Source organism: Kitasatospora sp. NPDC001119 (assembly GCF_053598475.1).
Window position 1 is genome coordinate 64,430 of sequence record NZ_JBSFKI010000020.1, and the last position, 26,337, is coordinate 90,766.

General features: G+C 72.5%; 30 protein-coding genes. 11 read left to right on the top strand and 19 right to left on the bottom strand.

All coding sequences use genetic code 11. The annotated features are described in order from the left end of the window. Positions 1-40 precede the first annotated feature (40 nt). Positions 41-1,846: a hypothetical protein gene (locus ACWDD9_RS24480; RefSeq protein WP_449812656.1), complete on the top strand. Its 1,806-nt coding sequence runs from the start codon at positions 41-43 to the stop codon at positions 1,844-1,846. A 15-nt stretch (positions 1,847-1,861) separates the two neighbouring features. On the opposite strand, the gene ACWDD9_RS24485 is transcribed toward ACWDD9_RS24480, so the two are convergent. Further along, positions 1,862-2,215, bottom strand: coding sequence for an ArsR/SmtB family transcription factor (locus tag ACWDD9_RS24485; protein WP_387968119.1), 354 nt, complete (start codon positions 2,213-2,215; stop codon positions 1,862-1,864). A gap of 109 nt (positions 2,216-2,324) precedes the next feature. Here ACWDD9_RS24485 and ACWDD9_RS24490 point away from each other — a divergent pair, with 109 nt between their 5' ends. Continuing rightward, positions 2,325-3,380: a quinone oxidoreductase family protein gene (locus ACWDD9_RS24490; RefSeq protein ID WP_416874847.1), complete on the top strand. Its 1,056-nt coding sequence runs from the start codon at positions 2,325-2,327 to the stop codon at positions 3,378-3,380. Positions 3,381-3,641: 261 nt separating this feature from the next. On the opposite strand, the gene ACWDD9_RS24495 is transcribed toward ACWDD9_RS24490, so the two are convergent. After that, positions 3,642-3,827, bottom strand: a complete 186-nt coding sequence (locus tag ACWDD9_RS24495) for a hypothetical protein (RefSeq protein ID WP_449812657.1) — start codon at positions 3,825-3,827, stop codon at positions 3,642-3,644. 177 nt (positions 3,828-4,004) lie between these two features. On the opposite strand from ACWDD9_RS24495, the gene ACWDD9_RS24500 reads away from it, so the two are divergent. Together ACWDD9_RS24500 and ACWDD9_RS24505 are read left to right on the top strand one after the other, a co-directional pair. Then, the gene (locus tag ACWDD9_RS24500; RefSeq protein ID WP_449812658.1) at positions 4,005-5,291 is read left to right on the top strand and encodes a helix-turn-helix transcriptional regulator; all 1,287 of its coding nucleotides are present in this window, start codon (positions 4,005-4,007) and stop codon (positions 5,289-5,291) included. 137 nt (positions 5,292-5,428) lie between these two features. Continuing rightward, positions 5,429-6,265: an NmrA family NAD(P)-binding protein gene (locus ACWDD9_RS24505; protein ID WP_449812659.1), complete on the top strand. Its 837-nt coding sequence runs from the start codon at positions 5,429-5,431 to the stop codon at positions 6,263-6,265. A gap of 17 nt (positions 6,266-6,282) precedes the next feature. Here ACWDD9_RS24505 and ACWDD9_RS24510 read toward each other — a convergent pair whose 3' ends face one another. Both ACWDD9_RS24510 and ACWDD9_RS24515 read right to left on the bottom strand, forming a co-directional pair. After that, positions 6,283-6,945, bottom strand: a complete 663-nt coding sequence (locus ACWDD9_RS24510; RefSeq protein ID WP_234348259.1) for a hypothetical protein — start codon at positions 6,943-6,945, stop codon at positions 6,283-6,285. A gap of 203 nt (positions 6,946-7,148) precedes the next feature. Beyond that, on the bottom strand, positions 7,149-8,630 hold the full coding sequence (locus ACWDD9_RS24515; protein WP_375874790.1) for an MFS transporter: 1,482 nt from the start codon (positions 8,628-8,630) through the stop codon (positions 7,149-7,151). Positions 8,631-8,850: 220 nt separating this feature from the next. Between ACWDD9_RS24515 and ACWDD9_RS24520 the strand changes: the two genes are divergently transcribed. Both ACWDD9_RS24520 and ACWDD9_RS24525 read left to right on the top strand, forming a co-directional pair. Continuing rightward, positions 8,851-9,306: a MarR family winged helix-turn-helix transcriptional regulator gene (locus tag ACWDD9_RS24520; protein ID WP_049650286.1), complete on the top strand. Its 456-nt coding sequence runs from the start codon at positions 8,851-8,853 to the stop codon at positions 9,304-9,306. 100 nt (positions 9,307-9,406) lie between these two features. After that, a complete protein-coding gene (locus ACWDD9_RS24525) occupies positions 9,407-10,051 on the top strand; it encodes a hypothetical protein (protein WP_449812660.1) in 645 nt (214 codons plus the stop codon). Between the two features lie 50 nt (positions 10,052-10,101). Here ACWDD9_RS24525 and ACWDD9_RS24530 read toward each other — a convergent pair whose 3' ends face one another. From ACWDD9_RS24530 to ACWDD9_RS24555, 6 genes are read right to left on the bottom strand one after another with little or no spacing between them, the layout of a single operon-like run. Continuing rightward, positions 10,102-10,839 carry a hypothetical protein gene (locus ACWDD9_RS24530; protein ID WP_449812661.1) on the bottom strand — a complete coding sequence of 246 codons (738 nt, stop codon included), beginning with the start codon at positions 10,837-10,839 and terminating at the stop codon, positions 10,102-10,104. Positions 10,840-10,873: 34 nt separating this feature from the next. Continuing rightward, positions 10,874-11,908: a 2-dehydropantoate 2-reductase gene (locus ACWDD9_RS24535; RefSeq protein ID WP_449812662.1), complete on the bottom strand. Its 1,035-nt coding sequence runs from the start codon at positions 11,906-11,908 to the stop codon at positions 10,874-10,876. Positions 11,909-11,964: 56 nt separating this feature from the next. Continuing rightward, complete coding sequence (locus tag ACWDD9_RS24540; RefSeq protein ID WP_117487958.1) at positions 11,965-12,786, bottom strand: class II aldolase/adducin family protein; 822 nt, start codon at positions 12,784-12,786, stop codon at positions 11,965-11,967. A 46-nt stretch (positions 12,787-12,832) separates the two neighbouring features. Then, on the bottom strand, positions 12,833-13,219 hold the full coding sequence (locus ACWDD9_RS24545; RefSeq protein ID WP_049650290.1) for a hypothetical protein: 387 nt from the start codon (positions 13,217-13,219) through the stop codon (positions 12,833-12,835). Positions 13,220-13,262: 43 nt separating this feature from the next. Next, a complete protein-coding gene (locus ACWDD9_RS24550) occupies positions 13,263-13,526 on the bottom strand; it encodes a hypothetical protein (RefSeq protein ID WP_074005068.1) in 264 nt (87 codons plus the stop codon). Continuing rightward, entirely contained in the window at positions 13,523-13,891 is a 369-nt protein-coding gene (locus tag ACWDD9_RS24555) for an ATP-binding protein (RefSeq protein ID WP_079272654.1), read from the bottom strand. Before ACWDD9_RS24555 ends, ACWDD9_RS24550 begins: the two co-directional genes overlap by 4 nt. 228 nt (positions 13,892-14,119) lie before the next feature. On the opposite strand from ACWDD9_RS24555, the gene ACWDD9_RS24560 reads away from it, so the two are divergent. From ACWDD9_RS24560 to ACWDD9_RS24575, 4 genes are all read left to right on the top strand, one after another. Beyond that, on the top strand, positions 14,120-14,965 hold the full coding sequence (locus tag ACWDD9_RS24560; protein ID WP_380743785.1) for a DUF5753 domain-containing protein: 846 nt from the start codon (positions 14,120-14,122) through the stop codon (positions 14,963-14,965). Between the two features lie 3 nt (positions 14,966-14,968). Beyond that, on the top strand, positions 14,969-15,154 hold the full coding sequence (locus tag ACWDD9_RS24565; protein WP_449812663.1) for a DUF397 domain-containing protein: 186 nt from the start codon (positions 14,969-14,971) through the stop codon (positions 15,152-15,154). A 342-nt stretch (positions 15,155-15,496) separates the two neighbouring features. Continuing rightward, complete coding sequence (locus tag ACWDD9_RS24570) at positions 15,497-16,261, top strand: GNAT family N-acetyltransferase (RefSeq protein WP_449812693.1); 765 nt, start codon at positions 15,497-15,499, stop codon at positions 16,259-16,261. A gap of 393 nt (positions 16,262-16,654) precedes the next feature. Next, positions 16,655-18,190 (top strand): ricin-type beta-trefoil lectin domain protein, encoded by a 1,536-nt coding sequence (locus ACWDD9_RS24575; RefSeq protein ID WP_388047431.1) that lies wholly within the window; start codon positions 16,655-16,657, stop codon positions 18,188-18,190. Positions 18,191-18,297: 107 nt separating this feature from the next. Here the strand turns inward: ACWDD9_RS24575 and ACWDD9_RS24580 are convergent, their stop codons facing one another. Beyond that, positions 18,298-18,804 carry an RICIN domain-containing protein gene (locus tag ACWDD9_RS24580; protein ID WP_380743791.1) on the bottom strand — a complete coding sequence of 169 codons (507 nt, stop codon included), beginning with the start codon at positions 18,802-18,804 and terminating at the stop codon, positions 18,298-18,300. 388 nt (positions 18,805-19,192) lie between these two features. On the opposite strand from ACWDD9_RS24580, the gene ACWDD9_RS24585 reads away from it, so the two are divergent. Further along, positions 19,193-19,591 (top strand): hypothetical protein, encoded by a 399-nt coding sequence (locus ACWDD9_RS24585; RefSeq protein WP_198959475.1) that lies wholly within the window; start codon positions 19,193-19,195, stop codon positions 19,589-19,591. A gap of 65 nt (positions 19,592-19,656) precedes the next feature. Here the strand turns inward: ACWDD9_RS24585 and ACWDD9_RS24590 are convergent, their stop codons facing one another. From ACWDD9_RS24590 to ACWDD9_RS24625, 8 genes are all read right to left on the bottom strand, one after another. Next, positions 19,657-20,220 (bottom strand): hypothetical protein, encoded by a 564-nt coding sequence (locus ACWDD9_RS24590; RefSeq protein ID WP_449812664.1) that lies wholly within the window; start codon positions 20,218-20,220, stop codon positions 19,657-19,659. Positions 20,221-20,303: 83 nt separating this feature from the next. Then, the gene (locus ACWDD9_RS24595) at positions 20,304-20,840 is read right to left on the bottom strand and encodes a hypothetical protein (protein ID WP_449812665.1); all 537 of its coding nucleotides are present in this window, start codon (positions 20,838-20,840) and stop codon (positions 20,304-20,306) included. Positions 20,841-20,950: 110 nt separating this feature from the next. Beyond that, positions 20,951-21,541: a hypothetical protein gene (locus ACWDD9_RS24600; protein ID WP_449812666.1), complete on the bottom strand. Its 591-nt coding sequence runs from the start codon at positions 21,539-21,541 to the stop codon at positions 20,951-20,953. A 166-nt stretch (positions 21,542-21,707) separates the two neighbouring features. Next, a complete protein-coding gene (locus ACWDD9_RS24605; protein WP_449812667.1) occupies positions 21,708-22,481 on the bottom strand; it encodes an ABC transporter permease in 774 nt (257 codons plus the stop codon). A gap of 38 nt (positions 22,482-22,519) precedes the next feature. After that, positions 22,520-23,491, bottom strand: a complete 972-nt coding sequence (locus ACWDD9_RS24610; RefSeq protein WP_449812668.1) for an ATP-binding cassette domain-containing protein — start codon at positions 23,489-23,491, stop codon at positions 22,520-22,522. Further along, on the bottom strand, positions 23,491-24,330 hold the full coding sequence (locus ACWDD9_RS24615; protein ID WP_049650301.1) for a DUF4097 family beta strand repeat-containing protein: 840 nt from the start codon (positions 24,328-24,330) through the stop codon (positions 23,491-23,493). The genes ACWDD9_RS24610 and ACWDD9_RS24615 overlap by 1 nt, the downstream gene beginning before the upstream one ends. A 108-nt stretch (positions 24,331-24,438) precedes the next feature. Further along, positions 24,439-25,011, bottom strand: a complete 573-nt coding sequence (locus ACWDD9_RS24620) for a toxin-antitoxin system HicB family antitoxin (RefSeq protein WP_449812669.1) — start codon at positions 25,009-25,011, stop codon at positions 24,439-24,441. A 178-nt stretch (positions 25,012-25,189) separates the two neighbouring features. Continuing rightward, entirely contained in the window at positions 25,190-26,230 is a 1,041-nt protein-coding gene (locus tag ACWDD9_RS24625) for an adenosine deaminase (RefSeq protein ID WP_369808275.1), read from the bottom strand. Positions 26,231-26,337 lie beyond the last annotated feature (107 nt).

Below are 26,337 nucleotides of genomic sequence, written 5' to 3' on the forward strand. Positions count from 1 at the left end.
ATATACAGTCGTCCGACAGTCGACAGAAGGGGGCGCGCCCATGCCACCCCGCACCACGACCCGGCCCGACCCGACTCCGCTCGCCACCGGTCGAAGCACCGCCCGAACCGCCGTGCGTGCCACAGCCGCCACCGTCCGCGCCGCCGTCGTCCGGACCGCCGCCACCCGGCCCGCCGTCGTGCTGCTCGTCGGCTACCTGGCCGAGCTGCTGTTCCGTCTCGTCCTCGTCCGGTCCATGGACTTCCCGTCCGTCCACCCCGACGAGGACTCCTACCTCGCCGAGGCCCGGGTGCTGGCCGGCGGCTCGGCGACCGAGATCCCGGTCGGCGTGGTCATCCCCGGCGGCTACCCCCTGCTGATCTCCCCCGCGCTGCGCCTGGCCGACGACCCGACGACCGCCTACCACCTGGTCATGGGCGTCAACGCCGCCGTCAACGCCCTGGTCTTCCCGCTCGCCCACGTCGCGCTGCGCCGCCTCGGCCTGAACCGCCGCGTCTCGTACGCCTTCGCCGCCGCGACCGCGCTGCTGCCGCCGGTGGTCTTCTACTCGCAGTTCGCGCTGACCGACGCCGTCCTGCCCGTCCTGGTGCTCGCCTGGCTGCTCTGCCTGCACGGCTGGCTCGCCGACGGCCCGCCGCGGCGCCGCACCTGGCACGCCGTCGGGGCGGGGGCGTCGGCCGGCTACGCGATGGCGGTGCACGACCGCGGCGGCGTGGTGGTGGCGCTGACCGCCGCCGTCCTGCTCGGCGTCCTGCTGCTGCGCCGGGCGCCGTGGCGCGCCACGGCGGCCGGGCTCGCGGCGCTCGGCCTCGGCGTGCTCGGCGCCGAGCTGCTGTCGGCCTGGCTGCACGCGCGGTTCACCGTCCCGGACAGCGACGTCGGCGGCTCGCTCTGGAAGGGCCTGACCGATCCGGGCGCCGCCGTGCAGACCCTCGCCCGGGCGGCCGGTCAGATCTGGTACTTCACCGTCTCCACCTGGGGTGTCGGCGGGCTCGCCGTCGTCGCCTGCCTGTGCGCGGTGTTCGACCGCCGCCGGCCGCCCGCCCTGCGGACCACCGGCGGCGTGCTGGTGGCCCTGCTGCTCGGCACGGCCGTGGCCTCCGCCGCCGCCCTGCCGCTGGACGGCCGGGTCGACGACTGGGTGTACGCCCGGTACACCTCCTACCTCGTACCGTCGGCCTTCGTCGCGGGCGTCGCGGTGCTCGCGCGGTACGGTCGCCGCGCGCTGGTCCGGACGGCGGCGGTCGCGGCCGGGCTCGTCCTGCTGCTCGCCGGGGTCGTGGCGCTGGCGGCCGGCGAGCGGCTGCACACGTCGATGTTCATCCCCTGGACCCTGCCCGACGTCTCCTTCCTGGCCGCGGACTGGGGCCGGATCGACCTGCCCCGCACCTGCGCCGCCGTGCTGGTCCTGCTCGGCGCGGCGGTCCTGGTCCGCCACGCCGGGGGCCGCCGGGTGCTCGGGGCGCTCGGCGTCTCGCTGGCGCTGTTCGCCGCCTTCGCCACCACGACGATCACCGCACAGGTCGCCCGGCCGCACGCGGAGGGCCGCGAGGGCCTGGCGACCGGCTTCACCCGCGCCGCCGGGATCACGGCGGACGACAACGTGGTGTTCGCCTGGGACGTCGACTGGTCACTGCGCGCCGCCCAGACCTTCGAGGTCTACCGGGGGCGGGTCTGGTCCCGCGACCCCCGCTGGCAGCCCGTCCCGGCGGAGGCGAACGTGATGGTCCTCCCGCTGCCCGGGGAGGGGAGGCCGCCGGAGGCGTACTGGCCGGGCCACCCCGCCGACTGGTACGTCGAGCGCTTCGACGCCCGGCAGAACTGGGCGGTCTGGCACCGGCGTTGAGCGCCCCGGTGTCGCCTAACCCGCCGTACCGGCGTGGGCGACGGCGGCGGCGTGGGCGGCGAGGACGGTGTCGAGCAGCCCGGGGAAGCGCTGCTCCAGGTCGACGGTGCGCAGGGCGGAGAAGCGCCGGTTGGCCTCCTCGCGCTGGACGATCAGGCCGGACTCGCGGAGCACCTTGAAGTGGTGGCTCAGGGTGGAGGGCGCGACGTCCACCGGGAAGGTGCCGCAGGCCCGTTCGGGCTCGGTGCGCAGAACGCGGACGATGGTCATCCGGGTGGGGTCGGAGAGCGCGTGCAGGACGTCGAAGAGGTCGATCTCCTCGGCCGCGGGGTGGGCGAGCGCCGGTCGTCGGCGGGTGCTGCGGGGCATGGGTCGACCTCCCTGATCTGCGATGTTCGACATCCATGGAAATGGCGTGGTACCACTGTCCCGCGCCAATTTCGTCGTTCGTCGAACATCGTAGTCGAGGGGGCCCGACATGCGTGCGCTGGTGATGACCGCACCCGGTGGAGCGGAGAACTCGGAGGTCCGGGAGATCCCGGTGCCGCACCCCGGACCGGGCCAGGTGGCGGTCGACGTCGCCCACGCCGGACTGAACTTCGTGGACGTGATGACCCGCCGCGGCGACGCCGCGTACGCCGCCGAGTGGCCGTACCGGCCCGGCAAGGAGGTGTCCGGTACGGTCCGCGAGCTCGGCGCCGGGGTCACCGGCCTGGCGGTGGGCGACCGGGTGGTCGCCGCGCCGGTCGGCGCCGGGCTGGCCGAGGTGGTGGTCGCGGAGGCCGCGCTCACCGTGCCGCTCCCGGACGGGGTGGCGCTGCGCGAGGCCGCCGCCGTCCCGCTGGGCCTGGCCACCTCGGTGCTGCTGCTGACCGACGCGGGCCGCTTCACCGCCGGGGACACCGTCCTGGTCCACTCGGCGGGCGGCGGGATCGGCAACGCCGTCGCCCGGCTCGTCCCGCTGCTCGGCGGCGGCCGGCTGATCGGCACGGTCGGCCGGCCGGAGAAGGCCGCGGCGGCGCTCGCCTCCGGCTACGACCACGTCTTCGCCCGCGGCGCGGCCGACGGCCCTGGCGCCGACGGACCTGGCGCCGACGGAAGCGGTAGCGGCGAAAGCGGCAGCGGCGGCGGACCGGCCGAGGCGATCCGCGCCGCCACCGGCGGCCGGGGCGTCGACCTGGTGCTCGACCCGCTGGGCACCGCCGCCCTCGACCTCGACCTCGCCGTGGCGGCGCCCGGCGCGCGGATCGTGCTGTTCGGCAACGCGGGCGGCGGCGCCGTCGCCGACCTGCCCCCGCTCGGCCACCTGATGGCGGGCAACCTGACCGTCACCGGCTTCAGCCACCGCGGCCTGGCCGCCACCGCCCCCGAGCGGCTGGCCCGCGCCGTCCGCCGGGTCCTCGGCCTCCTCGCCGACGGCGGCCTGGACCTGCCGGTCACCGAACTGCCCGGCCTCGACGCCGTCCCGGCCGCCCACGACGCCATGCAGGAGGGCCGGGCGACCGGCAAGTACGTGGTGCGCGTCGGCGGTTGAGCCCCTCGCACCCGCGGGTACGGCAACGCGCCCTGCACGGGACGTCGACTCCGCCGACTTCCCGTGCAGGGCGCGCTACGTCACTTCACCGGGCGGATCAGCTCGCGGACCCGGCGGAGGCCCCGGCGGAGGGGGCGGAGGACGCGGAGCCGGCCCGGCCGGTGGCGGTGGGCGCGGTACGGACGGAACGCTTCAGAGCCATGTGCATGACAGGACTTCCCTTTCGATGAGGAGGGGACGGGAGTCGCCCGCGACGACGCGTCAGCTCAGCGGCTTGCCCGGGCACCAGGCGTCGCCCCAGGCCGTCGTCTGGACGCAGTGGTGGCCGTCGTGCACGCCGCCGGGTTCCGTCAGCGTCGCGCCGTCGAACACGGAGGCGCTGGCCGGAGCCACCCCGCCCAACCAGGCGGCGGCACCCAGCGCGACCACGGCCAGTGTCCGCGTCACGATTCCTCGCATGACGACAACTCCCATCACTTCGGGGACGGTTCCACACGTTCCGGGCGTTTCCGCAGTTCCTGCCGCATCGCCCGGTCCGTGCTCGTCACCCTGCCAGGCGGCGGATGGCCACGGCATCCCCCGCAGGGGATCATGAGCCTGCCTGGCAGCTTTAGGAGGCATGCGATGCACCCCGTGACCGGCCCCGACCCGACCGTCCCCGACCCGACCGCCGACGTGCCCGCGCTCGACAGCGCGGCCGTCACGCTCTACCGGTGGACGGTGGTGCACGAGCGCCTCACCCCGGCCACCCTCGCGCAGGCGGCGTCGGAGACCGACCTGACCCTGCCGGAGTGCGAGGCGGCCGTCCGGCAGCTCACCGGGGCCTGCCTCCTCCAGGAACTGTTCCCCGACGACCGCCGTACGGACGGGAACCGTACGGACGCGCCCCCGGTCGCCTGGCAGCCCGTCAGCCCCCAGGCCGCGACCGCCCAGCTGCTCTCCGCCCGCGACACCGCCCTGCGCGCCCGGGAGGAGGCCCTGCGCGAGCAGCGGCGGATCGTCCAGCAGCAGCGCGACGGCCTCGCGGCGCTGGTGCCCGTCTACCTCCAGGCCCGTCAGCACGCCTTCCCCCAGGGCACCATCGACCGCCTGCCGGACAAGTTCGCGGTGCGCTCGCTGCTCGCCGACGTGATCGACTCCTGCCGCAGCGAGGTGCTGGTCTCCAAGCACGGCGGTTCGTTCTCCCCGGCCGCCCTGCGCGAGGCGCTGCCGCGCGACCTGGCGCTGCTCGACCGGGGCGTCCGGATGCGCAGCCTCTACCAGCACGCGACCCGCTTCGACCAGCCCACCCGGGTGCACGCCGAGCAGCTCATCGAGGCCGGCGCCGAGATCCGGACGCTGCCGGAGGTGCTGCCGCAACTGATCATCGTGGACGGCTCGCTGGCCCTGCTGCCCGCCAGCTCCGGCGGCGCCCTGATCATCCGCGAGCCCGACCTGCTCTCCTACCTGCTGACGGTCTTCGAACGGGACTGGGAGAACGCGGCCCCGTTCGCCAGCGGCCCGCAGGCCGCGCACGACGTCACCAAGACGATGAAGCAGAGCATCCTGGTGCTGCTCGCGAAGGGCCTCAAGGACGAGTCCGTCGCCCGCCGCCTCGGCATCTCCCTGCGCACCTGCCGCCGCCACGTCTCGGACCTGCTGGACGGCCTCGGCGCGCACAGCCGCTTCCAGGCCGGCGTGGTCGCCGAACGGCTGGGCCTGACCTCGCACCCGGTCCCGGACGCCCCGGCCCCCGACGAGGAGCCCGAACCGGCCCCGGCCTGCCCCGCCTGCGGCGGCCCGCTGACGGCCACCGCCCCCTCCCCCGCCCGCCCGCGCCCCGGCGGCCGCCCGCCCCGCTACTGCTCGCCCCGCTGCCGCTCCCGCGCCTACCGCACCCGGCAGCGGGAACGCGCGGACGGCGTCACGTAACCCCCCGGCGGCGTGACGTAACCCGGGATGCGCCCGCGAACCGGGCCGGTGGAGTCGGGCCGGTGGAGTCGGGCCGGTGGAGTCGGGCTGGTAGCCGTCCGGGCATAGCCCCGGGCGCACCGGTGTTGGGGGCGGGCATGACCAAGGTTCTGGTGATCGGCGCAACCGGCAGTGTGGGCAGGCACGTTGTGGCCTCGCTGGTCGAAGGCGGCCACGAGGTAAGGGCGTTGGTGCGGGACGAGGCGGCATCCCGGCTCCCCGCGGGCGTCGAGGCCGTCCAGGGCGACCTGACCCGGCCCGAGAGCCTGGAGCCCGCGCTGGCCGGCGGGGTGGAGGCGGTCTACCTGATGTGGCCCGGGCTGCCCGTGCGGCCCCGGGTGGTGGAGCTGATCGCCCGGCACGCCCGGCGGGTCGTCTACCTGTCGACGGACGTGGCGGACCTCGCCGACGACGAGCCGGCCGTCGTCTTCCACCAGGAGATCGAGCGGCTGATCCGGCGCTCGGGCCTGGAGTGGACCTTCGTCCGGGCGATCGACTTCGCGGGCAACCTGCCGGCCTGGGCCGACCAGGTGCGGGAGGGCGTGGTCCGCCGGCCGTACGGGCGGGCACGGCGATCACTGGTGCACGAGCGGGACATCGCGGACGTCGCGGTGCGGGCGCTCACCGAGGACGGGCACGGCGGCGCCGCGTACGTGCTCACCGGCCCGGAGTCGCTCTCGCACGCCGAGCCGGCCGGGATCATCGGCGAGGAGCTGGGCGTCGCGGTGCGGTGGGAGGAGCTGCCGCCGGAGACGGTCCGCGAGGAGCTGACGGCGGCCTGGGGGAACGCCGCGTTCGTGGCGGCCCGGCTGCGCGCCTGGGAGTCGTTCACCCGGGAGCCGGAGCGGGTGACCGGCACCGTGGAGGAGGTGCTCGGGCGTCCGCCGCGCGATGTCCGCAGCTGGGTGCGGGACCACGCGGCGGACTTCCGCTAGGGCGGCCCGGGCGGGGGTCAGTACCGGACGGCCTTGACCACCACCGGCAGCAGCGTCCGGTCGGCCGGCTGCCTGCTGAAGGCGACGGGCTCGGCCGTGCCGTTCGCCGGGACGTTCTCGGCGCCGACGACGGCGCTGTCCACGGTCTTGCCGCTGGTGTCGGTGAAGTCGACCTGGACGGCGTAGGAGGCCGCTTCGAGCCCCCGGTTGCGGATCGTGACGACCACGGCGTGCAGGCCGCCGGTGTTCTGCCGGTTGATGCCGGTGATCGCGACGTCGTTCACCGCGTTGCCGCCGTCCGGCTCCCCGCTGAGCACCGAGGCGGCCTTCTCCCTGGTCGTCACCTGCTGCGCCGAGACGGAGGCCTCGAAGGCGGAGGCCGCCGCGGCCTTGGAGGCGACGGACGCCGCGGAGGCCTCCGAGGCCGAGGCGATGGCCGCGGACGCCGAGGCCAGCAGCGACTCGGCGGCGGAGGCGACGGCGGAGGGCGGCTCGCCGGAGAAGGCGCCCGCGTTGGGCGGGGTGGCCGTCGCCGATCCGGCCGCCGTGCCCGAGGAGCTGCTGCTGCAGGCCGCGAGCACGGCGACGCCGGAGGCCGCCACGATCAGCGCGACCGTCCGCTGCGGCGTCCACCTCCGGCCCGGTCGGCGGTGGCTGGGGGGACTGTGGAGTTCACGCACCGAGGGATCCCTCTCCTGGTCGGTGTTCGGCGGCCGAGGGGCCCGTACGTCCCCATGCTTGGCAACATCCCGCTCCACAGCGACAGCTCCTGACCCGTCCGAGTGGCCCAGGCCCCCGGCGGAACGGCGGACCGGGAAAGACGAACCGCCCCGGGCGCGCGAGCACGGCGCGCCCGGGGCAGGGCTTCGAGGACCGGCGGAGCTCAGGCCTTGGCCTGGTCCGCCTCCTCGGCACCGGCCCCCGCCGGCACCGGAACGGAGCGCAGCCGGGACGCGGGCGGCGCGGGGATGACGGCGGCGACGGCGGCCGCGATCAGCGCGACGCCGCAGCCGATCACCAGGCCGACCCGGAAGCCGCCCTCCGAGGGCAGGGTGTGGCCGCCCAGGGTGACGGTCATCTGCGACAGCACCACGCCCATCACGGCGGCGGACACCGAGGTGCCCAGCGAGCGCATCAGGGTGTTGAAGCTGTTCGCCGAGGCCGTCGCGGTCAGCGGCACCGCGCTCATGATCAGCGCGGGCATCGCGCCGTAGGCCAGGCCCACGCCGCTGTTGCAGACGATCGTCACGATCAGCACGCCCCAGGTGGAGCCCATCAGCGGCAGCGCCAGCCCGTACCCGACGGCGATCGTCAGCGCCCCGGCGACCAGGGTGAACTTCGGTCCGCGCGCGGCCGACAGCTTGCCGCCGAACGGGGAGACGACCATCATCATCAGCCCGCCGGGCGCCATCCACAGGCCCATCGCCAGCATCGACTGCCCGAGCCCGTAGCCGGTGGCCTCCGGCAGCTGGAGCAGCTGCGGCACGATCAGCGCCTGGGCGTACATGCCGAAGCCGACCAGGACGGAGGCGGCGTTGGTCAGCAGCACCCGGGGGCGCGCGGTGACCCGCAGGTCCACCAGCGGCTCGTTGACGCGCAGCTCCCAGCGGGCCCAGAGCAGCAGGATCGCGGCGGAGGCGGTGAACAGGCCGAGGGTCCGGGTGCTGCCCCAGCCCCAGTCGCCGCCCTTGGAGACGGGCAGCAGCAGGCAGACCAGGCCGACGCTGAGGCCGATCGCGCCGACGTAGTCGAAGCGCCCGCCGGCGGCGGGGCGGCCGTCCGCGGAAGCGGAAGCGGCCGGGGCCGGGATGATGACCCAGAGCAGGCCGATGATGACGACGGCCAGTACGGCGGTGCCCCAGAACAGCACGCGCCAGCTGGCGTAGTCGGCGACGCCGGCCGCGATCGGCAGGCCGAGGCCGCCGCCGATCCCCATGGAGGCGCTGACCAGGGCGATCGCCGAGCCGAGCCGCTCGGGCGGCAGCACGTCGCGCAGCAGGCTGATGCCGATCGGCACCAGGCCCATGCCCATGCCCTGCAGGGCCCGTCCGGCGATCATCGGCACCACGGAGTCGGCCACCGCGCACAGCACCGAGCCGAGCAGCAGCGGGACGCAGGAGGCGATGAGCATCGTCCGCTTGCCGAGGAGGTCGCCGAGGCGGCCGCTGATCGGGACGAAGACGGCGGCGGAGAGCAGGGTCGCGGTGATGACCCAGGAGGCATTGGACGCGCTGGTGTGCAGGAGTTGCGGGAGCTGACTGATCAGCGGGGTGACCAGGGTCTGCATGATCGCGGCGACGGTGCCGGTGAAGGCGAGCACCGCCACGATCGGACCGGTGCGGGGGGTGGGGGCGGGGCCGTTGATGACGGGCCTCCTCGGGCGGTCGAAGAGCAGTCGAAGAACGTTCGAAGAGCGTTCGAGAGCGGAAACATGCACAAAACACACGATGTGCATGAAACACAAGACGGTCAGCTTACACAGGATGTGCGCGATGCACATCATGTGTGCCGCGCACGCCTCTGGCATACTGAAGGGTGATCCACGGAGAACCCGCAGGTCGAAGCGGTGATGAAGGGACTTCGACATGACCAGCCCCACGCACGAGGTCGCCCTCGAGTTCCTGGTGTTCGCCCGGCACCGCGACCTCAGCCAGGTCAACGCCCGCCCCGAGGGCAGCCAGCTCGAACGCAGCGCCTACATCCTGCTCAGCCGGGTCGACGCCGAAGGGCCGATGTCCATCGGCCAGCTGAGCGACGCCTTCGCCCTGGACGTCTCCACCCTCAACCGGCAGACGGCGGCCCTGAAGAGCGCGGGACTGCTCGAACGCATCCCGGACCCGGACGGCGGCATCGCCCGCAAGTTCCGCCTCACCGAGGAGGGCCGGCGCCGGCTGGACGCGGAACGCGAGGCCCACGTACGGGCACTGAACCTCGTGATGACGGACTGGCCGGAGGAGGACATCGCCTCCTTCGCCGGCTTCCTGCGCCGCTTCAACACCGGCATCGAGCGGCTCGACGGCCGCCCCTGGCCGCGCGACTGAGCCGACGCGGGCGCCGCGCGGGACGTCGGCCCGGCAGGGGAGCGCACGGGAAGTCGGCGGGGCCGACTTCCCGCGCGGGGCGGCCTGGAGAATGCCCGGCATGGGAACGGACATCAACGGATTCATCGAGTGCCGGGCGTGGTTCCCGCGCGACGAGGACGGGAAGCCGGCCTGGCAGGCCGCCGTCGCCCTCGACCTCCTCAACACCACCAGGAACTACGACGCGTTCGGCTGCCTCTTCGGGGTCCGCAACCACGCCAACTTCCGTCCGCTGGCCGCCGATCGCGGGCTGCCGCCGGACGCCTCGCAGACCGTGCGGGCGGCGGTGGACACGTACGGGACCACCTTCTACGGCACCACCTGGATCACCTGGGCCGAGGTGAGGGCCGTGGACTGGGCCGAGGCGGCGGAGGCACCCGACAGCCGGCTCCACGAGTACCGGCGGACCCCCGACGGGCTCACGCTCGTCGGCAAGAGCGCCTGGAACCGGCGCTTCGGCGAGACCCTCGGCATTCCCGTACCGGTGCCGACACCGGGACCGGGGCCGGAGCCGGGCGAGGTCCGGACCTGGCCCGAGGGCAGCGAGTGGGTGGTCGACGACGTCGTCTACCGCTCCGAGCGGATGGACCGCCGCGACGCCGTCCGCGAGGACGGCGAGTGGAAGCCGGTCTGGACGGTCATGGAGGCCCTCGCCTCGCAGCACGGTGACGACAACGTCCGGCTGGTGGTCTGGTTCGACTACTGAGCGGCGCCCGCCCGCAAGCGCCGCCCGCCGGTCGCAGCTCGGCAGCCGGCTCAGCCGTCGGCGCGGATCCGGTCGGCGACCGGGAAGTCGGTCCCGCAGTCGGGGCAGGTCGCACCGCCGAACACGTGGGTGAGCGCGTGCGCGACCTCGCGCTGTCCGTCGGCGAGCGCGAGGTCGTGGAGGCGCCGCCCGATGCCGTCCAGGTCCGCGGGGGCGGTCGGCCGCAGGGGCCGGGTCTCGATGTCCCCGTCGGCGAGCGCGTAGTCCTCGCCGGTGGAGAAGTGGCCGCGTTCGCCGAAGACGATGAACAGGCCCTCCCCGCAGCCCGGGCAGGAGACCTCGTACTCCTCGCTCCCGAGCCCCCAGGCCAGGTCCTCGCTCCACCCCGCGACGCCTTCGAAGCCCAGGACGGCTTCCAGGAGGTGGACGTACTCCCCGCGGTCCGTGGCGGTCCGCAGGTACCGGTTCGCGGCTGCCAGCAGTCCGGCGATCTCCGCCGCGTGCTCCGCGCGGACGTCACCCGCCTCGTGCAGCTGGTCGGCGCCGGCCGTGATCGCGCCCGCCAGCACCACGGCGTTGACCGCCTGGTCCCGGTCCCCGCGCCCGGCCAGGTCGGCCAGCCAGGGCAGTGCCGCGAAGCTGGCCGGGTAGACGCTGCCCTGGTGGCACAGGGCCGACCACAGGTCGTTCCAGAGTTCGGCGCTGGGCTCCGCCGCGATCCGGTCCAGCAGGGCGGGTACGTCCTCGGCGGAGCCGTAGGCGTGGTGGAGTCGCGACCAGTCCGTCATGCGGCGATCCAACCAGGTCGACGGGCGCCACCCGTCAGCGGGCCGGGGGGAGTTGGGCGAGGAGGGCGGGGCCGGTCCAGGCGGGGGTGGCGGCGGGGGCGGCGGCCTCGGCCCGGCGGACGAGGGTGATCAGGCGGGCGTTGGCGGGGGCGGTGAGGCCGTGGCGTTCGGCGAGGGCGACGATCTCGCCCTGGAGCGAGTCGATCTCGGTGGGGCGGCCTCGCTGGAGGTCCTCCCACATCGAGGAGCGGGCGGTGGCGTCGATCCGCAGGCTCGCCCCGGCCAGCCGCTGGAACAGGGCGTCGGGCAGGCCGAGCACCCAGGGCATCAGCCCCGGCGGCACCGGGCCGAGCCGAGCCGGTGCGACCCCGGCGGCCCGGAACGCCGCCAGCGCCTCCCGCTGGCAGCGCGCCACGCACCGCCGGTACGCCCGCTGCCCGACCTGCTCGCGCAGCGGAAGCCCGGAGAGCGCGTTGACGGCGTTGTTGAGGTTCAGCAGCAGCTTGGCCGCCTGGACGGCCGGCATGTCCGGCCGCAGGTCCAGCCGGAGCCCGCTCGCCCGGGCCGCCCCGGCGAGGGCGGCGGCCCCCTCCCCCGCCGCCAGCATCAGCGACCCGCCGCTGCCCTGGTGAACGGCGGCGGGCCCGGTCCGCACCACGTTGTACGGGACCATGCCGGCCAGCACCCGGTGGGCGGGCAGCGCGGCCGCGAGCGCCCGGGTGTTGCGCAGGCCGTTCTGGAAGCTCACCACCACCGTGTCCGGGCCGAGGTGCGGGGCGAGTTCGCGGGCGGCGGTCGCGGTGTCGGCGGACTTCACGGTGACCAGGACGTGGTCGGCGCCGGCCACGGCCGCCGGGTCGGTGGCGGCGGTCAGGTCCCGTACCTCGCGGCGGGCCCCGCCCGGGCCGGTGAGGGTCAGCCCGGCCGCGTCGATCGCCGCCATCGCCGCCGGCCGCCCGATCAGGGTGACGTCGGCGGTCGCGGCGAGCATGCCGCCGAGGTGGCAGCCGATGGAGCCGGCGCCGAACACGGCGATCCGGAGCCTGCGTTGGGCGGGGGTGGCGGGCACGGGGGGCTTCTCCGAGGGGTGGGCGGACGGGGAGGGGGCGGGGAGGGCGGGGGCCGTCAGTCGAAGAGGTCGGGGTCGGAGGCGGTGATCTGGTCCCACAGCGGGCGAGCCTGGAACCAGCCGGCCAGCGGGGTCCCGACCTGGCCCCGGGTGATCAGCGCGGTCTCCCGGTCGATCGGCTTGGGGGTGCCGGCCGCCATCGCGAGCAGCTGCGCCTGGCAGGAGCGCTCCATGGTGACGAACCACCAGACCGCCTCGGCCACGGACTGGCCGACGGTCAACAGGCCGTGGTTCTGCAGGATGACGGCCTTGTGGCTGCCGAGCGCGGCGGCAACCCTCTTGCCCTCCTCGGTGTCGGTCACGACGCCCCGGTAGTCGCTGTACAGGCCGTGGTCCTCGAAGAAGGCGCAGGCGTCCTGGGTCAGCGGGGCGAGCGGGATGCCCAGGCTGGAGAAGGCCTTGCCGTGGAGCGAGTGCGAGTGGGCGGCGGCGACCGCGTCGGGGCGGGCGGCGTGCACCTGGGAGTGGATGGCGAAGGCGGCCCGGTTCACCGGGCGGGTGCCGTGCAGCAGGGTGCCCTCGTGGTCGACCAGGATCAGGTCGGAGGCCTTGATCTGGCTGAAGCTCATGCCGAACGGGTTCACCCAGAACCGGTCCGGGTGCTCCGGGTCGCGGACGGTGATGTGCCCGGCGACGCCCTCCGAGAAGCCGAACCGCCCGAACAGGCGGAAGCCCGCGGCGAGTTGCTCCTTGCGGTACCGGCGCTCCTCCTCCACCGAGTCGAACACCGGCGGCAGCGGCAGGGTGACCCCTTCGGGGGCGGGGCCCACGACGCCGATCGCCGCGTACGGGTCGGCGGGCTTCTGCGGTACGGGCATGGCGGCTCCTCGGGGTGCGGTCGGTCCGATGGGCAGGGGTGACGTGTCACGCCGGATTTCCGGCGGACGTACGGAAGCGGTGGAGCAGTTCGCGGGCGGGCGGGCTGTCGGCGTCGAAGGCCTGCATGCCGTGGAGGTCGGACGGCACCCCGGGGCCCGCCAGCCAGACGCCGTGGCAGCTGAAGCAGAAGGAGACCTCGAAGAGGAGCCCGCCGGGGCCGTGCGCCCGGATCCCGTACCCGGGCGCGAAACAGCGGCGCAGTTCGCCCTCCGGCAGCTCGCCCATCAGGTCGAGGGCCTGCCGGAGGTGCTCGGAATCCCAGACGGTGAGGACCTCGCCGGTGACGGAGTCCGAGCCGTAGGCGCTCCTCGGATCCGCGATCCGGACCACTTCGATGAGGACGGTCTGCGAGGCGACGTCGGGGAGCAGCATGCGAACAGGATCACAGAGCGGGACTGTTCCCGGGAAGGTGTCGTCACTCCAGCCGGTGGCGGACGTCGCGGTTGCGCTTGTACTCGCGCATGAGCGCGAGGAGGTTGATCAGAGTGCTGGCCGGAACATTGCCGATGTCGACCAGGCGGCGGCCGTGGAGGTTGATGTCACCGGGAATGGCGGACGGCCAGAGGAGGCCGAACTCACGGCCCTCGGTGCGGAGTTCCACGATGAGTTCGGTGACCTGGCGCGAGGTGAGGTGGAGCAGGGCCGGGTCGGCGGGGTGGATCGGGTGGTGGGCGCTCACGCGGCACCGTCCTGCCGCAGCTCAAACCAGACGGTTTTGCCGAGATGCTGCGGGTCGACACCCCAGCGGTGGGTGAGGCCGGCGACGAGCTGGAGGCCCCGGCCGGTCTCGGAGAGGAGGGCGTGGGGGCCCAGGTTCGGGAGGAGTGGACTGCGGTCGGAGACGGCGACGCGGAGTGTGTCGACGCGGTGGTCGATGAGGATGACCGGGGAGGTCGTCTCGCCGTGGCGCCACGCGTTGACGATGAGTTCGACCATGGCGAGTTCGGCGTCCGCGATGAGGGAGGGCGGCCAGCCGGCGCTGGCCATGCCGTCGCGGAGGGCGTCGCGGGAGAGGGTGAGGGAGGGGGAGTTGATGTTGCGCACAGTGTCTCCCGATGGGGGAAAGGGTGAGACCGGCGGATGCGTCGCCGTGAACGAACCCACTGGACATGGGTGTTCTTCGGTGCCCGAGCGGCGTTACTGACGATCCGTTCGGTGATCGGTGCATCACAGACTGTAGGGCATAGGACGGTACATGTGCGAGCACTTCTCACACATGTACCCCTAAATGCGGCTGGACTCGCTGTAGTGCCCCGGTGGATGCTTGGGCACATGCCACCTACCCCAAGTGCACGCAAGCAGCGGGTTGGCATCGAGCTGAGGAAGATGCGCGATGCCGCCGGTACGACCACCACAGAGGCGGCCACCGTCCTTGGCGTGGATCGCACGAAGATCACACTCATCGAGCAGGCGACCTACTCCGTGTCTCCCGAACGAGTGGTCGCGCTGGCTCAGAAGTACGGCGAAGCCGACTCCGAGTACGTCGAGGCCCTCGCGGCGATTGCGGGCGACAAGACCAAGGGTTGGTGGGAGGAGTATCGCGGATCGGTTCCGCAGGGCTTCCTCGACATCTGCGAGTTCGAGCACCATGCGAAGGGCATGTACTCGTACCAGATCTGCCATCCGCCGGGCCCCATGCAATCGGAGCGCTACAGTCGCGCGATCTTCCAGGACAACCAGGTCCGGTTGACTCCGCGCGTCGTTGAGACGCGTGTCGAGCAACGGATGCTGCGATCCGAGATGTTGATGGCGAAAGGCACCCATCCATACACGGCGATCGTCCACGAGGCGGCTCTTCGCATGCAGTTCGGCGGCCGTGACGTGGCGCGGGAACAGCTGGACTGGATGCTGGAGTTGTCCCAGCTGCCACATGTCACGCTTCGAGTGATCAGCTTCGCGGCTGGAGGCTTCAAGGGACCCGGCCAGGCCATCTACTACGCGAACGGGCTCGTACCCAGGCTCGACACCGTCAGCTATGACTCCATGGAGGGCCCGATCTTCCTCCATCTGGCTGAGCACCTGGAGGAGTACCGCGCAGTCGTTGAACAGATGGCTGACAGGTCTCTCTCGGTTGCCGACTCCCGCGATCTGATCGCGAAGATCAAGAAGGAGATATAGCCGATGGAGAACCGTTCCTGGACCCGGCCCAACGCGTGCTCCAATGCGGGCAACTGCCCAGAGGTAGCAATCACCACCGACGCCGTCTATGTCCGCAGCAGCCTCCTGCCTGACGCCATCGCCCAGCTCACCCCCGACGAATGGCGTGACCTCGTCTCCGCCATCCGCGCGGGCGAGTTCGACGTCTGACGCCTCCCCCGCCGCACCGGCCGGCCCGCTCCACCCTCCGGCCGGTGCTCCGGCGGCCCCGATTCGGCGCACGGGCACTGAGCTGCTAATATTTCTTTCAGCGCGAGGAACATGAGCCCTCGTCAGGCGTCAGCGGTGCTACCAGAGCACGTCCTACTTTCAGTAGGAAGAGTCCGTGCAACCCGGGCCTGGCGCTCCATCACCGGAAGGGTCCGGCACCACACAGGTGCCGGACCCTTCCGCATTCCCCCGGCACTTAATCACTCGGCATCCTCTCCCCCGACTGACATCGTGGCGGGCATGGACCAGACGAAGCCACCCGTTCCCGACCTGCACGGCAGCATCGAACAGAACCTCGCCGAGCACGCCTGCCACCTGCACCGCCACCTGGAGCACGCGACCGTCACCGAGACCGCCGACCTCCTCATCGCCGACAGCGGGCTCGACGACGACACCTTCAACATCGTTGCGGCGGCACGCTTCACCGCCGGCACCGCCCCCGCCCGGCTCGCGGAGACCGTCCGGACGCTCACCGCGACCGGCCGCCCCTTCTCCCGGTGGGTCGGCCCCGCCACCACTCCCCCGGATCTCCCCACCCTCCTCTCCGCCGCCGGCCTCCAGGCCTCCGAGACCGAGACCGGGATGTGCCTGGACCTGCACACCGCCCCACCGGAGCCGTCCGCCGACGACCTGGACATCCGCCTCGCGACCACTCCCGAGCAACTCGCCGACTACGCGACGATCGTGGCGGCGAACTGGGACCCGCCGGCCGCCACGGTCCGCCGCTTCTACGCCGACGCGGCCGGGTCCGCCCTCCCCCCCGACTGCCCCGCCCGCTACCTCGTCGGGTACGTGGCCGGGCGGCCGGTCTGCTCGGCCGAGGTCTTCCTCTTCGCCGGGGTCGCCGGGATCTACAACATCGCGACCCTCGCCTCCGAGCGCCGGCGCGGTTACGGCGGAGCCATCACCCTGGCCGCCCTGCGCACGGCTTACGACGCGGGCTACCGCACCGCCGTCCTCCAGGCCTCCTCCGACGGTGAGCCCGTCTACCGCCGCCTCGGATTCCAGCCCTGCGGCCTGTTCACCGAGTACGCCGTCGCCCCCTGAACCCCGAACCCCCGGCCTCGTGGCACCGCGATTCGGCACACCGGCACTGAACTGCTAATATTCCTGATGTCGCGAGGAACATGATTCCTCGTCAGGCGTCAGCGGTACTACCAGAGTACGTCCTACTTTCAGTAGGAAGAGTCCGTGCAACCCGGGCCTGGCGCTCCACAGTCGGAAGGGTCCGGCACCACACAGGTGCCGGACCCTTTCGCGTTCCCCGCCCCGGCGAGGACGGCAACGGCCTCCCGTACCGGTGTTGATCTTTTGTCTACCAACTGGCGGTGCAATGACGCCACGGCCCGCGATCCGGCCGTGTCGAGCATCCAGTTCGGAGAACCCATGGAAAAGCGCCGCTCTCACCGCCGTTACCTGAGCGCCCTCCTGGCCTTATTCATGTCCCTGGGCCTCGTCGGCCTCCTCGCCCCGGCCGCGAGCGCCGAAGCGGACTCCTCGTGGCTGTCGTTCACCGCCGACAAGCGGCCGGACCTGTGCCTGGACGCGTCCAACGGCACCGGGCCCAAGGTGCAGCTGTGGACCTGCAACGGCTCCGACGCGCAGATCTGGTACTGGAACGGCGGCCTCTACCAGATCCGGAACAAGGCGACCGGCAAGTGCCTGTCCATGGAGGGCGGTCGGACGGACCAGCAGACGCCGCTGGTCCTCGACGCCTGCTCGAACCGGAAGAACCCCACGCAGAGCTGGTGGTACTACAACTCCAAGGGGACGCCGATCTACACCACCGAGGGCAACAAGCTCTGCGTGGACATCCCCAACGGCAACTTCGCCGAGGGCGTCCAGCCGTGGGCGTACGGGTGCAACAACTCCGACGCGCAGAAGTTCAACGCCGAGTGGCCCAAGGCCGTCAGCGACAAGGACTGGCTGCAGGCCTGCGCCCAGGGCTACTTCCCGGGTGACCCGAACAACACCGCCAACTGCACCTACCGGAGCGAGAGCTACACCCAGGGCTTCACCGACTACCAGCGCGGGGAGACCCACAGCAACTGCGCCCCGGGGAAGACCACGGCCGACACCATGTCCCTGAGCTTCCGGCAGTCGCGGACCTCCGAGGACAGCACGTCCGTCTCGGTGGGGCTGTCCACCTCGCCGGGGATCCTGGGCTCGCTCATCACCAAGGTGTCGCTGAGCATCGAGACCCAGTACGGGCACAAGTGGTCCTACACCAACGAGTACACCGGCACGCGCCAGGTGACCGTCAACCCCGGCCGGAAGGGCGCCCTCTACGTGCGCGTCGCGCACGCCGACAGCACCGGGACGTACACGGTGACGCTCAAGAACCCGGTCAACGGGGTCGCGAAGCGCGAACTGCGGAGCAGCGTCAAGCTCAACGCCCCGAGCGACGTCAACTGGTACGAGACCGCCTCGTACGAGGTCGGCTGCGGGCAGGAACTCCCCGCCACCGTCAACGACATCCCCAGCGGCGGCGGTGACCGCGGCACCCACGGCGCGGGCAACAACGGCCAGCGCGGCGGCCACCCCGACGGCTCCTGGGTCACCCTCGTCAACCAGGGCACCGGCCGGGCGGTCGACTCCGCCAACGGCGCCTTCGGCGACGGCAACAAGATCCAGGCCTGGAACCAGCACAACCCGAACGAGGCCTCCCAGGGCTGGCGGCTGGACCGCAAGGGGGACACCGGCGACGGTGTCCCGCAGTACGCGCTGACCAGCCGCCTCCGGGACGCGCAGGTCCTCAACCTCGCCGGCTCCAACAACCGCGACGTCCAGCTCTACCACTGGGACGCCACCGCCAACGGCATGTGGGCCTTCTTCGGCAAGGGAGACGGCTGGTACGAGGTCTACTCGGTGGCCGAGCGGAACAAGTGCCTGACCGACAACGGGTACGGCAACCAGATCACCATCGAACCGTGCACCGGGCGCGCCGAACAGCGTTGGGGCACCTACCTCTACTGACCCGGATCACCCGGCCCCGGCGTTCGCCGTCGTGGGCCGGAGCCCCCGGGACACGAACCCGCCCCCGCCGGATCCGCCGGCGGGGGCGGGAAGGTGTCGCCGGAGGCTCAGGGGGCGGCGGGGGCAACCACGTCCCAGAGCTGACGCGGGCTGTCGTCACGGAGCGCCTTCACCACGTTGGCGCCGTTGCTCTGCGCCGCGATGACGTAGTCCTGGTCCGTGGCCTCGGCGATGACGTACCTGTCGCCCGTCCGGTCGATCTGCCACTGCTGGGTCGGGATGTTGGGGTTGCACGCGACGAGCGGGATCGGCGTGCCGGGCTCCGCGAACGCCTGGAGGCACTTGTCGGGCTTCCCCTTGGACTCGATCAGGTAGCCGCCGGGGGTCGGGCGGAGGATCCAGTCCTGCCAGACCGTGCCGTTGGCCTGCCAGGTGATGGCGTCGGTCCCGTACTTGGCGGAGTCCAGGAAGCCGTTCACGGACTCGTTGTAGAAGCGCACTTCCTGGCCGCCGACGCGCACTTCGCCCGCCGAGGCGGGCGAGGCCGAGGCCACCGCGCCGGTGACGGCCAGGGCGGCGGTCGCGACGGCGGCCGCCTTCTTGATGCTGAACAAGGATTTCTCCTTCTGCGAGGGTGATTCCTCGAATTCCGTGACCGCGTACAGGGCCACGGAGCCGAGGGAACCACCCGCACCGGGCCCCCGCAACGGCAAGTAACCCGGGTGGAGTCAACGCACGAATCGCATTGCCCCGTCTGCCGCAGCGCGGAGTTGCGCCCGGGCTCCCCCTCCCTCCGGCGCAGTCCCTCGGCTCACCATTACGCCAGTCCTATTTGCGCATGATCAGAAAAAGGCCTGATCTCATCCTCTGCGAATTCCCGGAACGGAAGCCGGTTTTCCGCCACCGGGGGCCGGGGTAGGGCCGAGACGTTCGCATCCCGACCGTTTCATCATCACGGCGGGCGCGAAATCCTTGATGCTTTCTTATCGGAAGGACACCCTCATGCACAGGACCCTCCGCAACGCCCTCGCCACCGTCATCGTGACGGGTGCGCTCACCACCGCCGCCGCTCCCGCCGCCCTGGCCGCCGAGCAGACGCCGCCGACCGCGGGGGTGCAGGCAGAGCTCCGCAACCCGAAGACGATCAAGGTGGCCGACTACAACCAGGCCCGCGGCACCCTGATCAACGCCGGCAGCAAGACGGCCGCCAAGTCCCACCCGGCGCACGGTACGAAGGACGTCCCGGTCTCCCACGGCGTCAGCCTGCTGGCGGAGGCCCGCGACGAGTTCCGCGCCGCCGACAAGAACCTGCCGGCGAGCCAGAAGAGGTCCGACATGTCGATCCCGCACTACAACGCCATCCACAACGCGGCCAACACGATGCACATCGACACGTGGTGACACCGCCCCGCTGAGCCCGAACGCCCCGGCCCTCCCCCGGACTTCGGGGGAGGGCCGGGCCGGCCTCAGCCCTCCGGGGGCTTGGGCTCCTCCCGGGGCGCGCTCAGGCTGCCGTCCGGGTGGACGTCGAAGACCGTGAGCTTCTTGCGGCCGGTGATGGTGATCCGGTCCGGGCCGGACCAGTCGGCGCGCACGAAGTCGCCGCCCCGGGTGTCCCAGATCCCCATGCTCCAGTGGCGGGCCGACCAGCCGCTGCCGGCCACCAGCTCCACCCGGTAGACCGGATCGATCGAGGCCATGTTGGTCATGGTCAGCACCCGGTCCGGGTGGCCCGGGGCGGCCGTCCGCGCGGTCCGCCCCTCGCCGCTCACGAGCGCCAGGAACGCGATCAGCGGCCCACCGAAGACCAGCGCCACCATGGCGACGGCGCAGCCGATCTGCGACACCCAGGTCCGGAACTCCATCCCGATGTACAACGCGACGGCGGTCAGCACGACCGCCGTCCCGACCAGCAGGACCGGGTGGTCGAGCCAGCGCTCGACCACCACGAGCCCTCCCGACCGGGACTCGTACCGACCCACCGCGTAGGCCAGCAGCGCCAGGAGCGCCGCCCCTCCGAGCCCCCACACGATCCTTCTGCGGCGTACCGCTGTCACCTTCGCCCCCCGGCGGTTCTTGACCGAACTTTGGCGCGGACCCTACTACAGGCCCGCTACCGCGGCCGGGGCGTGGACGACGGGCCGCCCAATGTCCCGTCCTCGCCCACGGTGAACACCTGGACCTCCTTCTCCGAGGTCACCGTGATCCGGTCCGGGCCCGACCACTCGGCCCTGAGCAGGCGTTCGCCCGGCCCCCTGGCACCGAGGGACCAGTGGCGCGCCGACCAGCCGCTGCCGGTCAGCAGCTCCACCCGGCGGTCCGGCTCGAACGAGTCGGCGGCATCGGTGAAGACGAGCACCCGGTCCGGGTGGCCCGGGGCGGCCTCCCGCGCGGTCCGCACCCCGGAGTCCCCGGCCGCGAGCGTCGACAGCGCGAGCGGCACCCCGAGCAGGACCAGCGCCACCAGGCCGCCGGCCAGGCCGATCTGCGACTCCGGCGTACGGAAGTCCAGCTCGACGATCAGCGAGACCAGCACCAGCACGACCGTCGCCCCGACCAGCAGGACCGGCCGGTGGAACCAGAGTTCGAGCTCCACCAGCCCTCCCGAACGGGAGGCGTGCCGGCCCACCAGGTAGGCCGACAGCGCCACGAGCGCCACGCCTCTGAGCCCCCACGCGATCCCTCTGCGGCGTACCGCTGTCACCTTCGCCCCCCGGCGGTTCTTGACCGAACTTTGGCGCGGACCCTACTACAGGCCCGCTACCGGGACCGGGGCGTGGACGACGGGCCGGCCGGCGTCCCGTCCTCGCCCACGGTGAAGACCTCGATCTCCTTCTCCAAGGTCACCGTGATCCGGCCCGGACCGGACCACTCGGCCCTGACGAAGCCGTCCTCCTCCTCCCAGGTGCCGAGGCCCCAGTGACGGGCCGACCAGCCGGTGCCGGCCACCAGCTCCACCCGGTAGACCGGATCGATCGAGAAGGCGACGTCGGTGACGCTCAGCACGTGGTCGGAGCGGCTCGGGTCGGGCTTGCGGTCGACCAGCCGGCCGTCGCCGCCGAAGACGTACGCCAGGCCGCCGACCGCCGCCCCGATGACGAGCAGCGGCGACAGGACGGCCGCGAAACCGATCTGCGCCCACCTGGTGCGGAACTCGACCTGGGCCACCGCCGAGGCCATGGCCAGGGTGACGGCCGTGCCGAGCAGCAGCACCGGGTGGTTCAGCCAGCGCTCGACCTCGACCAGCCCGCCCTGGCGGGAGGAGAAGTAGCCCGGCAGGTACACCAGGAAGGCCGCCAGCGCCGCGCCACGGAGCCACCAGACGACCTGCCCGCGGCGCGTCACCGTCATTTGCTCCCCCCGGAGTTGCCCTTTGCCGGGACTTTACTACGGGGGTGCCGGGCGGCCCGGACGGCGGGTGCTCCGCTGTCCGGGCCGCCCGGCCTGGTCACTCCGCGCTGGTCACCCGGCCCTGGTCACTCGGCCCTGGTCACTCGGCGCACCGGCGATACCCCCGTCACCGCCGGTAGAAGACGCTCCGCGACCAGAAGTAGCCGACCAGCGTCAGCACGGTGCACCAGGCGAGGGCGATCCAGGCGCTGCTGCCGATCCCGGTGCCCAGCAGCAGCCCGCGCAGGGTCTCGATCATGGGCGTGAAGGGCTGGTACTCGGCGAACCAGCGCAGCGCCGTGGGCATGGAGTCCGTCGGCACGATGGCGCTGCCGATGAAGGGCAGGAACTGCAGCGGCATCGGCATGTTGCTGGCGCTCTCGACCGTCTTGGCCACCAGGCCGATGCCGGCCGATATCCAGGTCAGGGCGATGGTGAGGAAGAGCAGCAGCCCGGCCGCGGCCAGCCACTCCACCGGTCCGGCGTTGGGCCGGAAGCCCATCGCGAGGGCCGTGCCGACCACCAGCACCAGCCCGATCATGGTCTGGATGACGCTGCCGACCACGTGCCCCGCCAGGAAGGCGGAGCGCGAGATCGCCATCGTGCGGAAGCGGTTGACGATGCCCTCGGTCATGTCGGTGCAGATGCCGATCGCGGTCACCAGCGCCCCGGACGTGGCCGCCATCAGCACGATGCCGGGCGTGACGTAGTCGATGTAGTGGCCGCCGCCGATGCCGGCGCCCAGCGTGCTGCCGTAGGCGTAGTTGAAGAGCAGCAGCATCATGACCGGCGTCACCACGACCGCGAAGGTCAGGGACGGGTACCGCAGCGCGTGCTTGAGGTTGCGGCGCAGCATGGTCAGCGAGTCGCCGAGCGCGTGGCCGGCGGTACTGGTGGCCATACGCGTGGCCGTGTGCGTGGCCGTGTGCGTGGCCGTGCTCATCGCGCGCCCTCCCCGGTCAGTTGGAGGAACACGTCGTCCAGGTCGGCCGTCTCCACGACCAGTGACTCGGCCTGCACGGACGCGTTGTCGAGGGCGTCCAGCACGGCCTTCACCGTGAGGACGGAGTTGTCCCCCGGGATCTCCAGCCGCAGTGCCTCGGTGTCGGCCGTGGCGTACGGGAACAGGGCGGCGGCGGCGGCCAGCGAGCCGGCGTCGGTGAACCGGAGCCGGATCCGCCCGCCGGGGGCGTACCGCTTCAGCTCCTCGGCCGTGCCCTCGGCGACGATCCGGCCGCCGTCCAGGACGGCTATCCGGTCGGCGAGTTGGTCGGCCTCCTCCAGGTACTGGGTGGTGAGGAAGATCGTCACCCCGTGGTCGGCGACCAGGCTCCGGATGATCTCCCACATGGTGCGCCGGCTGCGCGGGTCCAGCCCGGTGGTCGGCTCGTCCAGGAAGATCACCCTCGGGTCCCCGACCAGGGTCATCGCGAGGTCGAGCTTGCGCCGCATGCCGCCGGAGAAGGTGGCGACGGCCTCGCGGGAGGCCTCGGTGAGGTCGAAGCGCCGCAGCAGCTCCTCGGCCCGCCTCCGCCCCTCCCGACGGCGGAGGTGGTTGAGGTCGGCCATCAGCAGCAGGTTCTCCTCGGCGGTGAGCAGGTTGTCCACCGCGGAGAACTGGCCCGTCACCCCGATCGCCTTCCGCACCCCGTCGGCCTCGCGTTCCACGTCGTGCCCGGCCACCCGGGCCGAGCCGCCGTCGGCGGGGATCAGGGTGGAGAGGATCTGCACGGTGGTGGTCTTGCCGGCGCCGTTGGGCCCGAGCAGGGCGAACACGCTGCCCGCCGGAATCTCCAGGTCGATGCCCCGCAGGACCGCCTTGTCCCCGTAGGACTTGGTGAGCCCCGTCGCCGAGACCGCCGGGAGCGAACGGACCGCCACGTCCGCCGGGGCCGCCGCGTTCGCCGCCATCACGCCCGCCGGACGATGACGTTGCCGACCTGGGTGCGGCCGCGGACCTCGACCGTCTCCACCGCGTCGCCCGGGCCCTTGGTGGGGCCGAGGTCGTTGCGGACGCCGCCGACCTTGCTGTGCACGTCGAGCCAGGCCGCCGTGCCCTCCGCGATGCCGACCTCCACGTCCCCCACGCTGGTCTGCAGGGTGACCTGGCCGCGGACCACCCGGCCGACCCGGATGTGGCCGTGCGCCGACTTGGCGGTCACGTTCCCCTCGGCCTGGCCGACGTGGATCCGCCCGTTGGAGGCGTTGGCGTGCAGCTCGCCGCGGACCTCGTCGATCTCGGTGTCGCCGCTGCTGTTCTTGACCGTCAGCCGGCCGCCGACGGAGCCGATCTCGATCCGGCCGGCTCCGGAGACCTCGGCGTCCCAGGCCGTCCCCCCGAGCCGGATGTCCCCGAAGCCGCTGTCGAGCCGGGCGCTGTCGGCGTGCTCGACCTGGATCCGGCCGAGCGAGGTCTTCAGCCGGCAGGCGCCGAGCGCCCCCTCGGTGACGAACTCGGCCATCGGGGACTCGCTGTGGACCTCGGAGCCGACCGGCAGCTCAACCAGGATCTCGACCGCGCCCTTCTTGCCGCTGAAGACGGAGCGCTGCTTGGGGGCCTTGATGCCGAGCCGGCCACCCGAGAAGTCGACCTGGGTCTGCTCGGCGGCCTTGACGTCCGCCTCCTTGGCCGGGTTGGCGGGCCGGACCTCGACCACGGCGTCGGTGCGCTTGCTCGCCTTGATCCAGACCGAGCCGATGTCGAACTCGAGGATGGCGGAGATCGGTCCGTCGGTCTCGTACGTAGGCATGGCTGTCCCGTCCTCTTGACTCGTGTGGGTGTCCCCGCTGGTCGGAGCGGGGGTGACGTCGAAGGTGCAGAAGGTGGTGCGGGAGGTGCTGCGGGCGCTACGGAGCTGTCAGTGGACCCAGCCGGTGAAGCCCTGGCCGCCGATGCTGCGCGGGACCCGGCTGCCCGGGTCGGCGACCGGCCGGCGGGCCGGCTCACCGCCCTCCAGGGCGCCGGCCAGGGCCCGGACCAGCCAGGCGTTGAGCGAGAGGCCGGCCTCGACGGCGGCCTCCTCCGCCCGGGCCTTGAGGTGGGCGGGCAGCCGGAGGTTGATCCGGGCGGTGCCCGTCTCGTCCGACTCCGACGCCACCGGAGGCACCACCGGTGGCACCACGGGCGGCACGACTGGTGCCACCGGCGCCGACGGTGGTGCCATATCGCCGTGGAAGGCATCCGATCCGGGCGGCGCCGTCACCACGAACTCCGGGTCGAGTCCGCGCAGGCGCACGTCCACCGAGCCGGGGGCGAGGTCGCGGGTGACTTCCCCCATGGCCGCCGACAGCGCGTTGAGCAGGGTGAGCCGCACGGCCGACTCCAGCGGGAGCGTCAGCCGCTCGGCCAGCGCGCGGGCTTCGTCCCCGCCGGTGGCGGCGGCCACCGCGAGCTCGTTCCGGAGGTTTTCCACATATGGCGTGAGGTCCATGGCCGTAAGCATGGCACAGCGGTGGCGCCATGTCGAGCATTTATGGCACCAATGTGGCGCCATCACCCGAACGGCGGTGACGCCAACCCGCACCGGAACACGGAACCGCCCCGCCGACCCCCGGGAACGAGGGGGTCGACGGGGCGGTTCACCAGGGGAAACGCGGACCGCGGGACGGTCAGGCCTGCTGCCAGCCCGCCAGGTAGGCGTCGATCTCCCCGGTCAGCCGGGTCTTGCCCGCCCCGTCCAGGAAGGAGGCCTCGACGGCGTTGCGGGCCAGCCCCGCCACCCCGGCCTCGTCCAGGCCCAGCAGTCGCGCCGCCACCGCGTACTCGGTGTTGAGGTCGGTGCCGAACATCGGCGGGTCGTCGCTGTTGACCGTCACCAGCAGTCCGGCGTCCACCATCCGCTTGATCGGGTGGTCCTCGATCCGCTCCACGGCCCGGGTGGCGATGTTGGAGGTCGGGCAGACCTCCAGCGGGATGCGGTGCTCGCCCAGGTAGTCGAGCAGCGCCGGGTCCTTCACCGCCTGGGTGCCGTGCCCGATGCGCTCGGCGCCGAGCATCCGGATCGCGTCCCAGACCGTCTCCGGCCCGGTGGTCTCGCCCGCGTGCGGCACGCTGTGCAGGCCGGCCGCCCGGGCCCGGTCGAAGTACGGCTTGAACTGCGGGCGCGGCACGCCGATCTCCGGGCCGCCCAGGCCGAAGCTGACCAGGCCCTCGGGGCCCAGCTCGGTGGCCAGCCGGGCGGTCTCCTCGGCGGACCGCAGCCCGGCCTCGCCCGGGATGTCGAAGCACCAGCGCAGCACCACGCCGAGCTCCTTCTCGGCGCGCAGCCGGGCGTCCTCGATCGCCTCCATGAAGGCGACCTCGGGGATGCCCCGGCGGACCGAGGAGTACGGGGTGATGGTCAGCTCGGCGTACCGGATGTTCTGCCGGGCCATGTCCTCGGCCACGCCGTAGGTGAGCGCGCGGACGTCCTCGGCGTCCCGGACCAGGTCCACCACGCTGAGGTAGACCTCGATGAAGTGCGCGAAGTCGGTGAAGGTGAAGTACTCGGCGAGCGCCGCCGGGTCGGTCGGCACCTTGGAGTTCCCGGCGTACCGGGCGGCCAGCTCCGCGACGACGCGCGGCGAGGCCGAGCCGACGTGGTGGACGTGCAGCTCCGCCTTGGGCATCCCGGCGATGAACGCCTCGATGCTCCGGTCGGTGGAGCCGATCCGGCTGGTGTGGGGGACGATCCGACTTCCGTCCGGCTGGACCACGGTGGTTCCCTTCTTCCTTCTCCGTGCTTCTACGCGCGTATCGCGAAGTTCGGCCCAGGATA